At 48.3% G+C, this 18,978-nt stretch carries 16 protein-coding genes and 1 other annotated feature; of the genes, 4 read left to right on the top strand and 12 right to left on the bottom strand.

Annotated elements, in window-relative coordinates; genetic code table 11:
• The first annotated feature begins 100 nt into the window (after positions 1 to 100).
• Both ACX1C1_RS20005 and ACX1C1_RS20000 read left to right on the top strand, forming a co-directional pair.
• Complete coding sequence (locus ACX1C1_RS20005) at positions 101 to 1,402, top strand: arsenic transporter (protein ID WP_458953919.1); 1,302 nt, start codon at positions 101 to 103, stop codon at positions 1,400 to 1,402.
• 32 nt (positions 1,403 to 1,434) lie between these two features.
• Positions 1,435 to 1,761, top strand: a complete 327-nt coding sequence (locus ACX1C1_RS20000; RefSeq protein WP_458953918.1) for a YnfA family protein — start codon at positions 1,435 to 1,437, stop codon at positions 1,759 to 1,761.
• 53 nt (positions 1,762 to 1,814) lie between these two features.
• Here the strand turns inward: ACX1C1_RS20000 and metE are convergent, their stop codons facing one another.
• From metE to ACX1C1_RS19985, 3 genes are all read right to left on the bottom strand, one after another.
• Positions 1,815 to 4,103: a 5-methyltetrahydropteroyltriglutamate--homocysteine S-methyltransferase gene (metE, locus tag ACX1C1_RS19995; RefSeq protein ID WP_458953917.1), complete on the bottom strand. Its 2,289-nt coding sequence runs from the start codon at positions 4,101 to 4,103 to the stop codon at positions 1,815 to 1,817.
• A 123-nt stretch (positions 4,104 to 4,226) separates the two neighbouring features.
• On the bottom strand, positions 4,227 to 5,129 hold the full coding sequence (locus ACX1C1_RS19990; protein WP_458953916.1) for a LysR family transcriptional regulator: 903 nt from the start codon (positions 5,127 to 5,129) through the stop codon (positions 4,227 to 4,229).
• A gap of 141 nt (positions 5,130 to 5,270) precedes the next feature.
• Positions 5,271 to 6,950: a glutamine--tRNA ligase/YqeY domain fusion protein gene (locus ACX1C1_RS19985; protein ID WP_458953915.1), complete on the bottom strand. Its 1,680-nt coding sequence runs from the start codon at positions 6,948 to 6,950 to the stop codon at positions 5,271 to 5,273.
• A 92-nt stretch (positions 6,951 to 7,042) separates the two neighbouring features.
• Positions 7,043 to 7,307: a binding site (T-box leader), on the bottom strand.
• 140 nt (positions 7,308 to 7,447) lie between these two features.
• Between ACX1C1_RS19985 and ACX1C1_RS19980 the strand changes: the two genes are divergently transcribed.
• Positions 7,448 to 8,641 (top strand): oxalate decarboxylase family bicupin, encoded by a 1,194-nt coding sequence (locus tag ACX1C1_RS19980; protein WP_458953914.1) that lies wholly within the window; start codon positions 7,448 to 7,450, stop codon positions 8,639 to 8,641.
• 22 nt (positions 8,642 to 8,663) lie between these two features.
• Here the strand turns inward: ACX1C1_RS19980 and ACX1C1_RS19975 are convergent, their stop codons facing one another.
• The gene (locus ACX1C1_RS19975; RefSeq protein WP_458953913.1) at positions 8,664 to 9,938 is read right to left on the bottom strand and encodes an MFS transporter; all 1,275 of its coding nucleotides are present in this window, start codon (positions 9,936 to 9,938) and stop codon (positions 8,664 to 8,666) included.
• Between the two features lie 208 nt (positions 9,939 to 10,146).
• On the opposite strand from ACX1C1_RS19975, the gene ACX1C1_RS19970 reads away from it, so the two are divergent.
• Entirely contained in the window at positions 10,147 to 10,686 is a 540-nt protein-coding gene (locus tag ACX1C1_RS19970; protein WP_458953912.1) for an NADPH-dependent FMN reductase, read from the top strand.
• A 72-nt stretch (positions 10,687 to 10,758) separates the two neighbouring features.
• Here ACX1C1_RS19970 and ACX1C1_RS19965 read toward each other — a convergent pair whose 3' ends face one another.
• From ACX1C1_RS19965 to ACX1C1_RS19930, 8 genes are all read right to left on the bottom strand, one after another.
• On the bottom strand, positions 10,759 to 11,970 hold the full coding sequence (locus ACX1C1_RS19965) for a M20 metallopeptidase family protein (RefSeq protein WP_458953911.1): 1,212 nt from the start codon (positions 11,968 to 11,970) through the stop codon (positions 10,759 to 10,761).
• Positions 11,967 to 12,863, bottom strand: coding sequence for an L-serine ammonia-lyase, iron-sulfur-dependent, subunit alpha (sdaAA, locus tag ACX1C1_RS19960; protein WP_458953910.1), 897 nt, complete (start codon positions 12,861 to 12,863; stop codon positions 11,967 to 11,969). Before sdaAA ends, ACX1C1_RS19965 begins: the two co-directional genes overlap by 4 nt.
• A complete protein-coding gene (gene sdaAB / locus ACX1C1_RS19955) occupies positions 12,860 to 13,543 on the bottom strand; it encodes an L-serine ammonia-lyase, iron-sulfur-dependent subunit beta (protein ID WP_458953909.1) in 684 nt (227 codons plus the stop codon). The genes sdaAA and sdaAB overlap by 4 nt, the downstream gene beginning before the upstream one ends.
• A 28-nt stretch (positions 13,544 to 13,571) precedes the next feature.
• Positions 13,572 to 14,642, bottom strand: a complete 1,071-nt coding sequence (locus ACX1C1_RS19950) for a dihydrodipicolinate synthase family protein (RefSeq protein WP_458953908.1) — start codon at positions 14,640 to 14,642, stop codon at positions 13,572 to 13,574.
• Positions 14,642 to 15,658 (bottom strand): NAD-dependent epimerase/dehydratase family protein, encoded by a 1,017-nt coding sequence (locus ACX1C1_RS19945; RefSeq protein WP_458953907.1) that lies wholly within the window; start codon positions 15,656 to 15,658, stop codon positions 14,642 to 14,644. The genes ACX1C1_RS19950 and ACX1C1_RS19945 overlap by 1 nt, the downstream gene beginning before the upstream one ends.
• A gap of 142 nt (positions 15,659 to 15,800) precedes the next feature.
• Positions 15,801 to 17,126, bottom strand: a complete 1,326-nt coding sequence (locus ACX1C1_RS19940) for a hypothetical protein (RefSeq protein ID WP_458953906.1) — start codon at positions 17,124 to 17,126, stop codon at positions 15,801 to 15,803.
• A gap of 46 nt (positions 17,127 to 17,172) precedes the next feature.
• Positions 17,173 to 18,360: an MFS transporter gene (locus ACX1C1_RS19935; RefSeq protein WP_458953905.1), complete on the bottom strand. Its 1,188-nt coding sequence runs from the start codon at positions 18,358 to 18,360 to the stop codon at positions 17,173 to 17,175.
• A gap of 94 nt (positions 18,361 to 18,454) precedes the next feature.
• Entirely contained in the window at positions 18,455 to 18,895 is a 441-nt protein-coding gene (locus ACX1C1_RS19930) for a DUF6376 family protein (RefSeq protein ID WP_458953904.1), read from the bottom strand.
• Positions 18,896 to 18,978 lie beyond the last annotated feature (83 nt).

Below are 18,978 nucleotides of genomic sequence, written 5' to 3'. Positions count from 1 at the left end.
AATTTCTGTTCCACCAACACGGAATATCGACTATAATCGATATGGTTTGTCACACTCGGCCTGCCATCCACACGGACTAGCGCTCACTTCAGGAGGTATCATGCTCGCCCTCGCATCCATTATTTTTATCGTTACACTTGTTATTGTAATTTGGCAGCCCAAAGGGCTTAGTATTGGATGGCCCGCTGCTTGCGGTGCTATAATTGCGTTAGCTTGCGGTGTCGTATCAATTGGAGACATTTGGGATGTAACAAGCATTGTTTGGAATGCTACACTTACATTTGTCGCTATCATTCTCATTTCACTTCTATTAGACGAGATTGGTTTTTTCGAATGGGCTGCGCTTCACATGGCCCGAATTGCCAGAGGTAACGGTAGACGAATGTACGTGTATGTCATATTGTTAGGCGCAGGTGTATCCATTTTTTTCGCCAATGATGGCGCTGCGCTCATCTTGACGCCGATTGTGCTTGCAATGGTTCGAGCACTTAAGTTCGACGATAAATTAATATTGCCATATATCATGGCCAGCGGCTTTATCTCGGATACGGCTTCCCTTCCCTTTACGATAAGTAATTTGGTGAATATATTATCCGCAGACTTCTTCTCCATTGGTTTCGCCGAATATGCCAGTCGGATGATCATACCTACTTTCTTTTCTGTAGGGGCTAGTCTGCTCGTGTTATATCTCTATTTCCGAAGAAGCATCCCCGATCAATACGAGATCGATCAGCTTAAGGCTCCTATGACGGCGATTAAGGATCCGCAACTTTTTAAGCTGTCCTGGGTTGTACTCGGAACATTGTTCGTCGCGTATTCAGTCAGTGAGTTGATCCATGTTCCCATTTCGTTAATCGCGATTACAGCTGCTGTTGTATTTGTTTTGCTGGCTAGAAGAAGCAATGTGATCCATACATGGCCATTGATTAAGCAAGCACCATGGACGATTGTTGTATTCTCGATCGGGATGTATGTAGTTGTTTACGGCTTACGAAACGTTGGGCTTACTGATGAGCTAGGAAAAGTCTTTGAGTGGCTCGGACAACAAGGGCTGTTCATCTCCACCATCGGAGCCGGATTTATTGCAGCGCTTTTATCATCGTTTATGAATAACCTGCCAACAGTCATGATCGATGCACTGGCTATTCAAGGAACATCGACAACGGGGATGATTCGTGAATCGTTGATTTATGCCAATGTAATCGGTTCCGACCTCGGTCCCAAATTAACTCCAATCGGCTCGTTGGCAACCTTGATCTGGCTACATGTGCTCTCACGAAAAGGTGTGAAGATAGGCTGGGGCTATTATTTTAAAGTAGGTTTTCTGCTGACGATACCAACTTTGTTAATCACGTTAATTGGTTTATATCTTTGGTTAGTTGTACTGGATTGGTGGCTCTAATCAGCGAATATTTACTGAGTAGGAGGCGTGTCATGGCGGTATCCATGTTCATTTTTATCGTAGCGGGATTAGCCGAAATTGGCGGCGGTTATCTAGTGTGGCTGTGGCTCAGAGAATCCAAATCGTATTGGTTCGGGGTAGCCGGCAGTCTTCTTCTCGTGTTATACGGCGTAATCCCGACGCTTCAAAGCTTCCCTTCCTTCGGACGTGTCTATGCGGCATATGGCGGCGTGTTTATCATTCTTGCTGTATTATGGGGATGGCTTATCGATCGCCGAGCACCTGATTTATACGATTGGATCGGTGCCGTGTTCTGTATCGTAGGAGTCTCCATCATGTTGTGGGCGCCGCGTGGTTAAATACAACAAGCCTTGCCATCCGAATGTTATTCGGAAGCAAGGCTTGTTTGGTCTTATGTCAGTACGGTATATTTGTCTCGCGCGATCCGTGTGGCTTCCACCATGTTACGCAGCGATGCAATCGTTTCTTGCTCACCACGCGTCTTGAGTCCGCAATCCGGGTTAATCCAGAACAGCTTAGGATCAAGCACGCGTAATGCGCGGTCGATCATCACGGACATCTCATCTACGCTCGGCACCCGAGGACTATGGATATCATAAACACCTAGCCCGATGCCCAGGCCATACGTATTTTCCTCGAAGCTATGGATCAATTCGCCGTGACTGCGCGACGTTTCGATCGATATAACATCTGCGTCCATCGCTTCGATCGAATCGATCATATCGTGGAATTCGCAATAACACATATGGGTATGAATTTGTGTCGTTGGCTGTACCGTGCAAGTGGTCATCCGGAACGCTTTAACGGCCCAATCCAGATAATGAGCTTGATCCTTTTCTTTAAGCGGCAGTCCTTCGCGAACAGCCGGCTCGTCGACTTGAATCATGCCGATGCCTGCCGACTCCAGCGCCTCCACTTCTTGACGAAGCGCGTAGGCTAGCTGATACGCAATCTGCTCACGCGTAATATCATCCCGAACGAACGACCAGTTCATAATGGTGATCGGTCCTGTCAGCATCCCTTTTACCGGGCGGTTCGTTGTCGATTGAGCATAACGTGTTTCCTCTACAGTCATGGCTTCCTCAAAGGCTACATCTCCGAAAATAATCGGCGGCTTCACACAACGGGAGCCGTAAGACTGCACCCATCCAAATTGAGTGAAAGCAAATCCGGCTAATTTCTCACCGAAAAATTCGACCATATCTGTTCTCTCAAATTCGCCGTGAACCAATACATCCAATCCGATCTCTTCTTGAAATCCGATCCATACATCGATTTGTTTACGAACAAATTCATTGTACTGCTCGTTGCTCCATTCTCCCTTGCGCCAAAGCTGACGCGCTTTACGTACTTCAGCTGTTTGAGGGAAACTGCCAATCGTTGTTGTCGGGAAAATAGGCAACTGCCATTTGGCCTGCTGTTCCGCGTGGCGCTCTGCGAAAGCAAGACTACGATTCGGCTCTTGAACGCTGATCGCCGCGACGGCTGTTCTTACTTCCGACCGATTGCGAGCAGCGGATACAAGCAAAGCTTGGACAGCGCGTTCGCTGTTAGCCAGTTCTTGCTCGACGGAAATTGATCCTTCATTAACGGCTTTCGTTAATACAACAAGCTCCTCGAGCTTCTCGTCTGCGAACGCCAGTGCATCTCTAAGCTCATCTTGAAGCTTGGATTCTGCTTGAACCGTAACTGGCACATGGAGCAAGCTGCAGGAGGATTGAATCAACAATCGCTCAGATGTAACAATACCTTCTAGTTCAGTTACAAGCGACAGCTTCTCACGCAGTTGCGCTTTCCAGATGCCGCGACCGTCGATAATGCCTGCACCAAGCACCTTGTCCTCTGGGAAACCAAGTTCGCGGATCGCAGCCAAATTGCCTTCGAGACCATGCACGAAATCAAGACCGATACCGGCGACAGGCAACGCTATCACTTGTTCATAACATTCAACGGATTCAAAGTAGGTTTGAAGCAGAATCGATAACGATGGTACTGCTGCAGCAATCTCACCATAGATCCGTTTCAAACGTGCGATATCATCTATGTTAACGTTTGTTGCCAGCACGGGCTCGTCAATCTGCACCCAAGCGACACCTTCTTGCGCCAGCTCGCTTAACACTTGTACATAAAGCGGCAACAAACGATCAATCCATGTATCGATTTCAGAAGCGTTATATCCTTTTGACAACTTAAGGAACGTCAACGGTCCGATCAAGACGGGTCTGCCTTCGATTCCCAGTGTTTCCTTAGCTTCGCGGTATGCTAGCAGTGGTTTATTCTCCGTCAATACGGGCGTAACACCATTCAACTCAGGGACGATATAATGATAGTTGGTATTAAACCACTTTGTCATTTCACTTGCGGCTGCTTCTTTCGTTCCTCGCGCGATACCGTAATAAAGCTCGGGCTTCACAGGACCGCCCTCGTATCCGAAGCGAGTAGGCACGATTCCGAACATGGATGCCGTATCCAGAACTTGATCATAATAGCTGAAGTCTCCTACAGGGATCATGTCGATCCCTTGCTCTTGCTGCTTACGCCAATGACCGATTCGGATATCGCGCAGCTCCTTCTCGAAAGCATCCTGCGTTATTTTACCCGCCCAGAAGCTTTCCAGCGCCTTCTTCCATTCCCGATTACCGCCGATCCGCGGATATCCAAGCACACTGCTTTTTGCCATCCTGCAACACTCCCTCTATTTGTTAAACAAAAGATAACATGGATTCGCAGGTATAGCGTAACTTGTTATTTCTATATCTGGTCATAGTCAATAACTATAACAAAGCTTAAATAAAAGATGTCTTCAAGGAGCGACAGCTTCCTTAAGCGCATCGATGTAGGCTGTGCCAAGTGCGGACAACGGCATGTTTTTTTGCGCGATCCAGCCAACGTTAATATCTTCATTTATCGCTAGCGGCACTGGAATAATCTCGTTCCCGTTTAAATCAGAACTGAGAACTCCGGTTGAAATTGTATATCCGTTAAGCCCGATTAACAGGTTAAATAACGTCGCCCTGTCTCCTACTCGAATACTCTTTTTGTGGGAAAGCGTGCTTAATATCTCTTCGGAGAAGTGAAATGAATTATATTCGCCTTGATCGAAAGAAAGATAGGGGTAATCCCTCAACTCTTCTATCGTTACAAATTTTTGGTTGGCAAGCGGATTACGGATGCTGATAAACACATGCGGCTTCGCGGTAAACAGACTAATAAATTGCAAGTTTGCCGATTTGAGAAGCTTGTTGATGACTTTACTATTAAAATCGTTGAGAAACAAAATGCCGATCTCGCTCCTCAATGTCCTAACATCTTCGATGATTTCATAAGTCTTAGTCTCCCGCAGGGTCAGTTCATATTCGTCATGGCCATGCTCACGAACGAGACTAACGAAAGCATTGACGGCGAAAGCATAATGCTGCGTAGATACCGAGAAGTGCTGAGGCGAGGGCTTCACGTTAAGATAACGGCTTTCAAGCAGCTCCGCTTGCTCCACGACCTGACGCGCATACCGTAGAAACTCGATTCCATCTTTGGACAACGTAATGCCTTTATTGGTTCGCTCGAAGATGGAGATGCCAATCTCGACCTCCAAGTCTTTAATAGCGTTAGACAAGCTTGGCTGCGAAATAAACAGCCGTTTCGCCGCTTCGTTGATGGAGCCGCGGCTTGCTACCTCAATGATATATTTCAGTTGCTGGAGCGTCATCGCTTTGTTCCCCTCATCTAAGTTTCACAGTAGTATGTGGCAGATTGCATCTTTAGGATCATGCCCTAAATGAGAGCATGATCCTAGTATACAAAGGAAAACGTCCTAGTCCAAGCCCTTACTTATTTTGACGATATTCGGTCATTTGGGAGTCCACGAATCTTTAAGCGGTACAATACGATTAAAAGAGAGGGATTCATCCGTACTAAGTCTGCTGTCATGGACGAAGTAGCCGTGTCGGAAAAATTGCAGTCGTTCTCCCTCTTCTATCTCTCTGATATACGGCTCCAGCATGGCGTTGTTCAGATGAATGAGGGAATCAGGATTCACGAGCTTCGCCCAATTGACCTCTTCGTCTTTCGGAAAGTCTTCTGCTAAGAGCAGTCTATCGTACAATTTCACCTCCATACATGCAGCTTGCTCTGCAGAAACCCAATGAATCGTTCCTTTCACCTTTCGACCATTAAAGCCGCTTCCGCTTTTTGTTTCATAATCGTACGTACAACGAAGTTCTATAATCTCTCCCGTAGCGGGATCCTTAATAACCTCATTACACTGGATATAATAAGCGCCTTTTAGTCGTGTTTCGCCGCCTGGTCTCAGCCTGTGAAAGCCAGGAGGAGGATCTTCTGCGAAATCACTTTGCTCGATATACAACGTTCGCGAAAAGGGGACCTTCCTCGTGCCGAGAGCCGGATTCGAGGCACTGTTTTCAATCGTTAAGCTTTCGGTTTGGCCTTCTGGATAATTTGTAATCACAACTTTGAGTGGTCGTAATACGGCCATCACACTAATCGTAGTATCTTTCAGATCTTGACGAAGACATTGATCCAGCAGAGAAATGTCTACCGTGCTATAGGAGCGGATACTACCGATCGCGTCTATGAATGCACGTATGCTGGCAGGCGTATACCCCCTTCTTCGAAGCCCACGTAGCGTTGGCAATCTAGGATCATCCCAACCGTCCACGAATCCACCTTCAACAAGCTGTCTCAAATATCGTTTACTCGTGACAACTCCCGTAAGCCCTAATCTGCCGAACTCGCGTTGTCTGGGTGGCGCTTCGATGCCAAGCTCTTCCAGCACCCATTCATATAAAGGACGATGATCTTTAAACTCAAGAGAGCAAAGCGAATACGTAATGCCCTCGATCGTATCCTGTATGGGATGCGCGAAATCATACATCGGATAGATACACCATTCACTGCCGGTCCGATAATGATCTGCATGGATAATGCGGTATAACACAGGATCGCGCATATTCATATTCGGTGAAGCCATATCAATACGGGCGCGCAGTACTTTGCTTGAGGGGTCAAAACGTCCTTCTCTCATTGCTTCGAACAACATGATATTTTCCTCAATGCTTCGTTTTCGATAAGGACTATCTTGACCCGGTTCGGTAAGGGTACCGCGACTAGCTGCCAGTTCGTTTGGAGTCAGATCGCAGACATAGGCTTTCCCTCGTGTTATGAGCAACATAGCTGCATCGAAAATCCGTTCAAAGTAGTCCGAACTGTAATAAATATGATGTCCTGGATCATAACCCAGCCAACGAATATCTTCAATTATCGCCTCCACATACGACATGTCTTCCTTGAGCGGATTTGTATCATCGAAGCGGAGATGGAAGCTACCGCAGAACAATTTTGCAATTTCAGCATTCGTACGAATCGCGTACGCACTACCGATGTGTAAATATCCGTTAGGCTCCGGTGGGAATCTCGTCGTCATCGTGCGATGGAACGGGGATTCCTTCAACTCCTCACGAATGAGTTCAATGAGATATCCTTCTTTATGTTCATCTATACCATTGTTCAAAGCTAATGCCTCCTAATGAGCTGTATTTAGGTTGTTCTTAAAGCACACACTTACGAAACGCAAAAAAAAACTTCACCTCCAAGACATGTTGTCTTGGGGACGAAGTTGTTCGCGGTGCCACCCCAGCTTCATTAATATGTCGCCACATTAACCTCTTCAAGTACGGCAGGCCGTCTATAACAAGATCAGCAAGATTATACTCTAGCTCTATAACGGGAGCTCCCGTCATGCCATCCCACAAGGTTCCGGCATGCGGCTCAGAGGCTTGGTTCGAGCAACGTCACTTGGCTCCTTCTCAGCTACCGGAGCTCTCTGTTCAAGATCACTTTACCCTACTCTTCTCGTCTTCGCGTTTGAATATGACTTTTATACTAACAAACAAGGTAAGCCATGTAAACCATTTACTCTTGTTTATGGATAATTTGATTCGCCAACTCATAACCATGTTACGACCGCAATATTACGAACGGACATGTTCGTCAGGAGGTAACATGTTTATGGACAATAATCGTCAACCAAATGATGCAGCCTTAAGAGTACCGCAGCCTATCCGTAGCGATGGAGCCGGCGGCATCGATCAAGGTCCGCGCGACGTGATGAGAGATCGGCAAAATCCGGATATGCTCGTTCCCCCAAAATCTGATAATGGCCTGCTTCCGAATTTGCGTTTCTCCTTCTCAGATACGCATATGCAGTTGAATATGGGTGGATGGTCGAGAGAAATCACGCAGCGAGAGCTTCCAATCGCCACTACGCTTGCAGGCGTAAACATGTACCTGAAGCCTGGTGGTGTTCGCGAGCTCCATTGGCATCAACAAGCCGAATGGTCTTATGTGTTAATTGGCCGAGCCAGAATTACAGCTGTTGATCAGAATGGACGAAATTTTATCGCGGATGTTGGCCCAGGAGACCTATGGTATTTTCCGCCGGGGATTCCCCATTCCATTCAAGGTTTGGAGGAAGGTTGTGAGTTTTTGCTCGTGTTTGACGATGGGGGCTTCTCTGATCTGAATACACTGTCCATCTCCGATTGGTTCGCCCATACGCCCAAAGAAGTACTATCCGCAAACTTTGGAGTGCCAGAGTCCGCTTTCGACACGATCCCCAATAAACAAGTATACATATACCAAACCGATGTGCCTGGCAGCATGTCATCCACAGCTGTGCAATCACCTAATGGTGATGTACCACTTCCTTTTGCTTACAGGATGCTCGCGCAGCCGCCAGTCAAATTGCCAGGCGGCAGCGTGCGAATCGTCGACTCCACTGTCTTTCGTATTGCAAAGTCGGTGGCAGCAGCGCTCGTCGAGATCGAACCCGGCGGCATGCGCGAGCTGCATTGGCACCCGAACAATGATGAATGGCAATATTATTTGACAGGCCAAGGTCGGATGACGGTTTTTGGCGGAGAAGGTAATGCCCGCACGTATGATGTACGAGCGGGCGATGTTGGATATGTTCCCTTTGCCTTCGGGCACTATGTCCAGAATACGGGGACAGAATCGTTATGGTTTCTGGAGATATTCAAGAGCGATCGCTTCGAAGATGTTTCGCTTAATCAATGGATGGCCTTAACCCCTCATCACCTAGTCGAATCCAATCTCAACGTTTCCCCCGAATTCATAGCCAAGCTCAACAAAATGAAGCAACCGGTTGTTAGACATCCAGGATTCACCTACTCGGAGCAGTAGCTTCGAGTAATCATTAACCTCATTAATTTCCTGTAGAAATGCCCTTATCTACAGTAACGGTCGACTTCGATCTCGAACTGGACCATAACAATACGGGGATTAACAATAACGACAGTAGTCCGCCTGTGAGCGACAACGATGCGTAACTGGAGTAATCGACGACTACACCAGATAATGCGCCTCCCGAGGCTCCTGCAAGTGCGACGAGTACATCGATATTCCCTTGAATCTTGGCGCGTACATTCAGCGGAGCAGCATCAACGATGAGCGTTGTTCCACTAATCAAGCCGAGGTTCCAGCCGAGACCTAGAAGTGCAAGTGCCGTTATGAGAATCGGCATAGAGTCGCCTGATCCGAGAGCGCCAAGCACTCCTGCAGCTAATAATACGATTCCTGCGGCGGATGCCATACGCATTCTCCCGATTTTGTCAATTAACATGCCGGTAAATAACGAGGGCAAGAACATCGAACCGACATGGATCCCGATTACGATTCCAACCTCGGACAAACCATGTCCATGATGTTTCATATGCACAGGTGTCATAGTCATAATAGCGACCATGACCATCTGAGTTAGCAGCATGACAGTTGCTCCTGCTGCCAGACCACGTTTATTCACAACCGTCAGCAAATCTGATCCGTTACCCATTCCGTTTGCTTTATTTTGCTCTGCAATCGTTCGAGCAGCAAAGAATGGATCAGGACGAAGCATAACAAATACGATTATTCCAGCGAGCAAAAAAGCGGCGGCGCCAAGGATAAAGGGGCCTGCGAGCTTCGGTATGCCTGCTGATTCCGCCACTTTGCCCATCACTTCGACGAGGTTGGGACCAGCCACAGCACCGAAGGTTGTGGATACCATCGCCATACTGACAGCTGTTGCCCTCTGATTAGGTTTCGCCAAATCCGTGCCAGCATATCGTGCCAATAGGTTAGTCGCTGTGCCAGCGCCATAGATAAATAAAGAAATAAACAAAACAATTACATTTTCATTTACCGCGGACCAGATAACCCCAAGCGCACCGATACCCCCAGCCATGAAGCCGATAACTAAACCTGGCCGACGACCAAATCGTTGTGTAAACCTGCCTATTAGAAACGCAGTTAATGCTGAACCAAGCGTCAACAAGGCAGTTGGCAGACCCGCATAACTGGCCGTCCCGAGCATATCTTCTGCAAGCAAAGCACCAACTGTTACGCCTGCCGCAAGTCCTGCTCCTCCGAAAAGCTGCGATAATAGGACGACCAACATCGTCCGTCTAAATAATTTGGATTGATCAAGTCGTTCGATAGCCATTCCCTCCAATTGCTCCATTCTTCTCTCATAAAGCTCATCATGCTTAACACGTATTATGAAGGATAGAATGCAGCCTGGCTAGAGTGAATTTTGAAGTGGTTCTTGTATGTATATGGTCAAAAGTATTTTTGAAAAATGAGTCAATTGGTTATTCTGTTTAAGTAATATGTCTGCTTGAAGTACACCATCCAAAAGGAGGATTAACAAAATGGCAGGATTAAATATTGGTATCATTATCGGAAGCACAAGACAAGGACGCGTGTGCCCTCAAGTAGGTGCATGGGTGAAGGATGTGGCGGACCAAAGAGGCGACGCCAATTATGAAGTTGTGGATATCGCGGATTTCAAGTTGCCGATGTTCGGCGAGGTCGATGCCACAGAGCAAGCTACCGCTTGGAATACCAAGCTTGCGGGTCTTGACGGGTTTGTGTTTATTGTAGCCGAATACAATCACAGTATCACGGCAGCGCTTAAGAATGCCCTCGACTTTGCACGTGACCCATGGATCAACAAGGCTGCGGGCATTGTGAGTTACGGTTCAGTTGGAGGAGCGAGAGCCGCGGAACATCTGCGCGGTATCCTTGGCGAGCTATCCGTAGCCGACGTACGTGTACACCCAGCATTGTCATTGTTCACAGACTTTGATAATGGTACATTTAAGCCAGCCGATCTACATTTGACGAACATCAACGGGATGCTTGATCAAGTTCTTGCATGGAGCGGAGCACTTAAGACGCTACGTGTTTAATACTACTTATAAGCTAATTGACGGGTTACACGAAGAGAGCACTTGGATCGAAACGGGATCCAAGCGCTCTCTTTATTTTTGCTGCGATAGAGTCCGTAATCGTTGAAAAGCGATTTCCGCAAGCAACGCGGCTCCTTGAGGCAGACACGCCTCATTAAGCGTATATTTGGGATGATGAAGACCATAAGAAGATTCTGCATGCTCGATAGGTCCTGATCCTAACCAGAAGAAGCAGCCCGGCACTTCGTGCAAATAAACGGAGAAATCTTCGCCGGCGAGTGTCGGCTTGGCATCCTCTCTTGCTTGCGCGCCAACTAGATTATCGATAATACCTTCCATCGCTAGATGCTGCTCGTCATGATTAACCAGAACAGGCACTTGCCCGATATAATCAAGCTTCGCCTTGCAGCGATGTCCCTCTGCGATGCGATGCACGATTCGTTCGATTCGTTCTGGCAGACCAGATTGCACATCCGGATTAAAGGTTCTAACGGTTCCCGTCATCTTGGCATATTGCGGGATGACGTTATTGGCGTTGCCCGAGGACATGCTTCCAATCGTGACTACTACCGGCTCAAACGGAGATAGCTCCCGGCTGACAATGCTTTGGAGCGATTGTATAATGGCGGCAGCACAGACGATAGGGTCAACTGTCTGTTCTGGGATTGCGCCATGTCCGCCTCTGCCTTCGAGCGTAATTTCGATCCGATCAACGGAGCCCATAAGGGGACCGCGTCTCGTTGCGACTTTGCCGGCAGACAAGGTCGGCAAATTATGCAGACCAAATATTTCATCCACGCCTTGCAGTGCTCCGTCGTTGATCATGGCCTTCGCTCCAGCGTTTACTTCTTCAGCAGGCTGGAAGAGCAATCTCACTGTTCCGGGCAAAGGATTTCGATTATTCATACCCTTTAACAGCTCAGCAGCACCAATCAACATAGCCGTGTGCGCATCATGTCCACAGGCATGCATGAGTCCTGGACGCTGTGAGGCAAAAGTCAGGTCAGTCTCTTCTTCGATCGGCAGCGCATCCATGTCGGCACGCAAAGCAATGACCGGACCGTCTACATTTCCGGTAATTTCCGCTACGATACCATGACCTCCGACACCAGTCCGATACGAGACGCCAAGTCGTTTCAGTTCCCTCGCCACCATTGCTGCAGTCTCTGACTCTTCGAAGCTAAGCTCCGGATTCAGATGGAGCTCTCTTCGCCATTCGGTCAACGCAGGGAGTAGTGCGGAGGCCTGTTCATGAAAGCCAGAATGTGTTTGGATAGGACTCATCCCTTTTTGTCCCCTCCCTTGCCGTATAACTGATTCATAATTTTACGGCCGGTAGGTGTTTGAGCAAGCCCGCCTTTAGCGGTCTCCCGGTGTTTCTCCGGCATGGCAGCCCCAACTTCCAACATCACATCAATGACTTCATCCGACGGGATAACGCTGCGTACACCGGCAAGAGCCATATCCGATGCGGCGAGCGCTGTTACCGATCCAAAGCCGTTACGCACGATACAAGGGATTTCTACCAGCCCTCCAACGGGATCGCAGATGAGACCAAGTGAATTTTTGAGCGCTAGCCCGACCGCATGAACGGATTGCTCAGGCGTTCCCCCACGAAGCTCCGTCAGTGCACCAGCGGCCATACCGATTGCGGAGCCTACTTCCGCTTGGCAGCCGCCTTCTGCACCAGATACGAACGAGTTGTTGGCAATGACATATCCGATCGCCCCAGCTGCGAACAATCCGTACACCATATGCTCGTCGCTCCAGCCGAACCTTTCTTGTGTACTGACGAACACGCCAGGAATAATGCCGCAAGAGCCTGCAGTCGGAGTCGCAATCACTCGGCCCATCGAAGCATTAACCTCGGAAACGGCCAGTGCATATGCCATTGCGGTGCACGCCGACTCACCAAGTGCTGGCATGCTGGTTCCAGTGATATGGGTCATCACTCGTTTCGCATCTCCGCCGGTTAATCCGCTCCTAGAAGTCGTGTCCTCCTCCAGACCTTTGCGTACGGCTTCTTTCATTACACCGTAATAGGATGTCATCTGTTGTATAATGACTGCTTCGCTGCTGCCGGTTTCCATTGCCTGCTCGATGACCATCAATCGACCAATCGTAAGGGATTCTGTTCGGCATAACTCCTTCAGCCCCTCCAAAGTGGAGAATCTCATGGCATAACCTCCTTGCTCATCAGATCAATAATATTGACTACGCTAACGTCAGATAGCGCCTCGAGCCGTTCTTTCGCATCCGGCATCAGCCGTTCATCACTTTCAATGACGGTTAACGCCTCACCATTACGCATCTTACGATCGACTTCCATGTAGCTAATATTGATGCCCGCTTGCCGTGCGATATCAGATATTTCCGCCACCATGCCAGGTCGATCCTTGTGGTAGATCAACAACGTTGGATAGTTTGCCGTAAATTTGACATCGAATCCGTTCACATTCACGATTTCGATATTTCCGCCTCCAATGGAGCAGCCTGTCAACACAATCGTTTTTCCTTCTCCTCGCAGCGTAATAGCAGCCGTATTAGGATGGTTTGCAGGTCTTGTCATGGGGATGAACTTCACTTCAATACCCAATTGTTCAGCTAATGCAATGGAATGGCGGATACGAGAATCGTCTGTATCAAGATCCAATATGCCCGCAACAATAGCGAGATCAGTACCATGGCCAACATACGTATCGGCAAAGGAACCGTAGAAACGAATCTCTGCTTCCGTTGGAAATGCAGCGAGTGCTTGCCTAGCGCATCGACCAAGCCGGACAGCACCGGCGGTATGGGAGCTGGAAGGGCCAATCATACTCGGTCCGATAATCGAAAACACGTCCTTAAATCGCAAATGATGTCCCCTCCGTCGTTCCCTTTATCTAGTCGTTCGCCAACCACTTCTCGAGATTCGCCTTTACGAACTCGTCATCATGCAAGTGAGGATATTGGTCATATACGCGGTCGATCTCTTCCGATTGCCCCGGGGACAACTTTTCATCCGGATTGAGGCACCAAGTTCCGCGCAACAAACCTTGTCTGCGCAATACTTCATGAATCCCCGGAATACAACCTTCAAAGTGATGCGCAGGATCAAAGAATGCCGCATTGCTATCCGTAACCTCGATATTGCGCGTCAACCACTCACTGCTGATCGTACCTTCTTTACGAGCCGTTTTGATCTCTTCGAGTAGCTCGACAGCTTTGTTCGTCCATACTGCCCAGTGTCCCAGTAAACCGCCGATGATACCTTTCTCGACGATCTCGCCGTCGATCTTGAATCGGTATGTGGTTAGCAAATCAGTTACGATGTTGTCATCATTGCCGGTATATAACGCGATTTCATCTCTTCGCGAGGAAGCACACACCGCTCTTACAACATCTATGGTTTGATAACGATTGAACGGAGCCATCTTGATCGCGACAATGTTAGGTATTTCGGCAAATGCGCGCCAGAACTCATAACTGAAAATTCGACCGCCAACAGAAGGCTGCAGATAAAAGCCGATAACCGGCATTATTTCTGCGATACGTTCTGTCCGTTTCAGAATGTCAGCCTCGCTCCAATCTTTAAGTCCGCCCATGCTTAGCAGAGCAGCGTCATAGCCAAGCGAAAGCGCGAGATTCGCCTCAGAAACAGCTTGTTCTGTTGGGCCGCACACACCTGCTACCTTGATGAATGGTCGATCCAGCTTCGCTTTATCCACTTCCTCCGCAGCCATCCGTAGCACTGTCTCGAATAGATTATGCTGCGGCTCGCGAATTTCGAATTGCGTGGAGTGAACGCCTACCGCAATACCTCCTGCGCCTGAAGCCATATAATAACGTGATAAAGCTCTTTGATACTTTTCGTCCAATTTACGGTTTTCATCCAACGCAAGAGGATGAGCCGGGATTACAAGTCCGTCATGCAGCGCTTGCTTGAGCTCTTGCGACAATGTGTTCGCTGCCATTAGAATTTCCCCTTTCGTTCTTGGAAGTGGGTCGGTTTGTTCCAAGTTGCCCCACCTTGCTGCACCCAATCTGCCGTCCAGTCAATCAACTGCAAGAGCGACACACGCGGGTAACCGAACAATTGATGCGACTTGGATGCATTGTTAAGCAAAGCCGTATCGGACTCCGTACCTTCGAAGATCGCTTCCTTGCCAAGACGCTTCGCGAGTTCATTGGCAGCCCAGCGGATCGATAATGTTTCTGGTCCCGTAATATTAATGATGGATGGCGGGCTGCTGCATTGGTTCAAACATCTTAGCGCCATTGTATTGGCATCTCCTTGCCAGATTACGTTAGCGAATCCCATCGTCAGGTCGATTGAACGGTTCTCCGAGATCGCTCTTGCCAGCTCTAGCAACACGCCGTAACGCATGTCGATCGCATAGTTAAGGCGATACATCGCCATTGGCGTTCCATTCTTATGCGAGTGGTATTCGAAGATTCTCTCTCTTCCCAGTGTAGATTGCGCGTATTCTCCGATTGGCTCTGGCGCTACCTGTTCGGTTGCTCCGCCGCTGCTGACCGGTTTGAATGGATAGATATTTCCGGAGGAGAACACAACGATACGTGAGTCTTTAAATTTCTCTGCCACACGTCCCGGCAGGTACGTATTCATCGCCCATGTGAAATGTTCGTTGCCAGTCGTTCCGAATTTGTTGCCCGCCATATAAATAACATTCGCCGCATCCGGCAGCGAAAACAATGACTCTTGATCCAGCAGCTCGCTTGAGATCGTCTTCACGCCGAAGTCCTCAAGCTCACGTCTCGCCTCTTGATTCGAGAACCGGGACACGCCGATAACCTGTTTGTTCATACCGCCTTCGCGGATTGCGTTCATTGCCAGTCTCGCAAGACTTGGACCCATCTTACCGCCTACGCCTAACAAAATAATATCGCCGTCCATTTTCGACAAATCCTGTATCAATGCCTCGGATGGTTCTGCCAGCTTTGCTTCCAATTCTGCTACTGATTTCATAGATCTGATGACCTCCTATCGAGTAATTACTTTTATCATAAATGCTCGCATTATATAAAGACAAGTCTATTAATTGTCGTTAAATAAGCAATAAAAAAGGACAATCGCAATTGTTCATTACGACTTGTCCAATCATATCCCTTTATGAATTAAAGCTTTCTGAAGAGGTCAAGAACGGAAACCGGAATATTTGGCGAGGTCGGCCCTTCGGAACCTTCTCGACTCCAGAGATTTCGACTAACCCGTTATCCGTCCATAACAGAATGAGCCGGTGTGCACTGCGCACAGATATACCAAGCGTCGCAGCCAGATCGTGAACCTTGTATTCGTACTTGCCGAACTTCGCCATATTGGCTAATAATCGACTCAGATAAGCGCTGGTCATGCCGGCCTCTTCAGCCTTACGGATTAATGCAGGCTCCGTCGGGGCAAGAACGGATTGGACAGGATCAGACATCTCAAGCGGTCCAATGACCGTTGCGTCCTCCCTAACGATAAATCCGGTATTACCGCCAACCTCTCGTGACTTGCGAAGCGCCGTACGTGCATTTGTTCCAGCTTCATTGGCCGTTAAACCGAAGCCGATTCCGACGCTTAATGTGATACCGAAGCTCTTGTTGGCGTCCTTCGCAAGCGGAATGGTTTTGTAACCGCTCGTTTCCCGCTCGAAGATGCCCCTTGTCGTACAGAACAAAAATTCATCGCCGCCAGCCGACATCGAATATCCATCAAGCGATTCGACATAGCCGAGCACCATTCTGTGAATATCCAATTTCAGCTTCTGTACCTCATGTTCATTATGCCTCTGCATGACAAGCTTACCGAAGTCATCCACCTTGATCATGCCCACCACGATTTGCGATTCCTTACTTCGGCGCGATTCCGTCGATAACAATGCTCTCTCCAGCGTAACAATTATATCCTGCTCGGATGGCAATAACCACTCGTTTGGGATCTGTAAGGCTGAGAGCTGATCAGCCACTTGTCTCGTGCCGGTCAAAGCGATCGAACACAGTCCCTCGTTGACATTACGTTGATGGAAGGTTACCAGCTTATTAGGTCCATCATAGGCCGGACCGTCATAGACAACAAGCTTCGTATCACCGATGCCTAAATCCTTTAACGTACGAAACACAATGTTGCGGGTCAGCGTATCGATCGATATACCGCCCTCCAGGTTACCGGATCGCATCGCTTTGAAGATCGCCTTATATAACCCAGCTCCTGTTAAGGGCAAATAATGAACAGGAATTGTAGGCGGCAAAGTCTCCTTAACCAATCGATGTGCATGGGGTCCAGGGAGCAGCAGAACTTCGACTTCGCGACTTAGCTGGGATGCTGCTTCTGGAATCTCGTTATCATCATCGATGATTCTTGATACTGGCGCGAAAGTAGGGAACGACTTGAGTACCGCCAGCGTCCGATCGACTATAAATTCGGAACCTATTAATCCGATTTGAATCTGCATGTTGCGCACCTCATCTGTTCAAATACAATCCCAAAGTTGGCGGAAATCAGGATAATTCCTTGGCTTGAACGCTTGGCCGGAATCCGAATCCGCTAATCGCGAAAACAAGGAATGCCAAACCTAAAAAATAGAATATACTGTCGGATGAAACGTAACGGAGACCTAGGCCTCCAAACGTTGGCCCCATTATGCTGCCTATACTGAAATGGATGGATGCGATCACATTGGCTGCAGGTAATATGCTTCGCGGCAATATATCAGCGGCATAAGCTAATCCAAGAGAGAAAAACGAACCGACAACTCCTCCTGCCACAGCAAACAATATGAACAGCAACATAAGATTGTCCCCAGCATATGGGACTGTCAGAAAAGCACCTGCGCCAACAAAACCGCATCCGATTAATACCGGTTTGCGGCCAATCTTATCGCTCCAAATACCAAGCGGCAACTGAAGCAACAGGCTTCCGATACCGAATGCGAGCAACAATAAGGAGATCCAATGCTGATCTAGCTGGATGCGGAGCGCGTACAGCGGGAAGCTGCTGTTCATCGAAGATTCCATTAAGCCGTATAGCAGACCAGGAATCAGGATAAACCATGCTAGTCTGTACGTGCGAGCATACCGATTCTGAGCCGATGCATCCTGAGCAGCTTTCTCCGGCCAATCATTACTTATTCGCGATACGAGCAATAATACGATAACAAAAAACAAACTGCTAGCCACAAATGGCAGCGCTTCGCCATAAGGGAGCAGATTGATGCCAAGCGGACCAATGCTGAAGCCTATTCCGTATGCCATACCATACAACGAAATCGTTCTCCCGCGTTTGTCCGCTGGACTGGCACTGACGATCCATAGCTGTGTGGCAAAATGAAGCGCGCTATCTCCGATGCCAACAAGCATCCGGAGCACAAACCATGCCGCTAACGAATGTGTAAGCGGAAACAGGAGTGTGGAGATCGTAACGAGGACAATGCCTGATACGATCACCCTTTTGTAACCGAACCGAACGACCGGCTTCTCGATCAGAAACATCGTGCCAAATATGCCGATGTACATAGCCGCAGAGTTAAAGCCGTTGAGTTCGGGCGAAATGCCGGAACGTTCTAATAAGATCGATAATAAAGGAAGCAGCATGCCTTGGCTCATTCCCGCAATGACGACAACAAGCAGCAATGCTGCTAAACGATAGTTCGAAGATAGCAAATCTGATGTACGATTCTGAGCTGACAAACGCTGTTGCACTCTCCTTGCCGAATTAGTGGATCTTATTCCATCGCTTATTGTAACGCGCTAATCGACCTAGTGCAACAATGGACTCGAAACATTAAGGTGCCAAAGAGCCAATCTGCGTCAGCAGTTCGTTAATCTTCCCGATCGTGTCCGGTATGCCGGTTGCATCAAACGCCGCTCGTCCCTGCTCAATATTGGTAAGCGCCTGATCCAAGCTGCCTTGAAGCGTCTCGTTATATTGTACGATCGAAGCATGAAGCTCCTTAGCATAATCCGGAACCGTCAAATCTGCATATTGCACGATCTGTTCCTTCAACGCAACTATACGTTCCTTCAAATCTGTTCTAGCGTCGACATCAGCTATCGCTTGTTCAGCTAAACCGTTCATGTCCTGTCCAAAGGTCTTGAGCTCGTCCATATACGTTGTCGTTTCTGTTGCGAAGTTGACCGTTTGTCCGACACCTTCCAGAATCCCACAACCTTGAGCAAGCAATAATGTAACGGCCAATATGACCGCGAGTCCCTTCTTTTTCATTCGTAACGCCTCCTTGTTAGTTGAACATAACCTTGACATCCTCTACGTAAACCTCAGCATGCGGTTTCGAAAGATATGCCGAA

The sequence above is a fragment of the Paenibacillus sp. strain BS8-2 genome (assembly GCF_054483835.1).
This window is presented reverse-complemented; position numbering and strand designations above follow the sequence as displayed.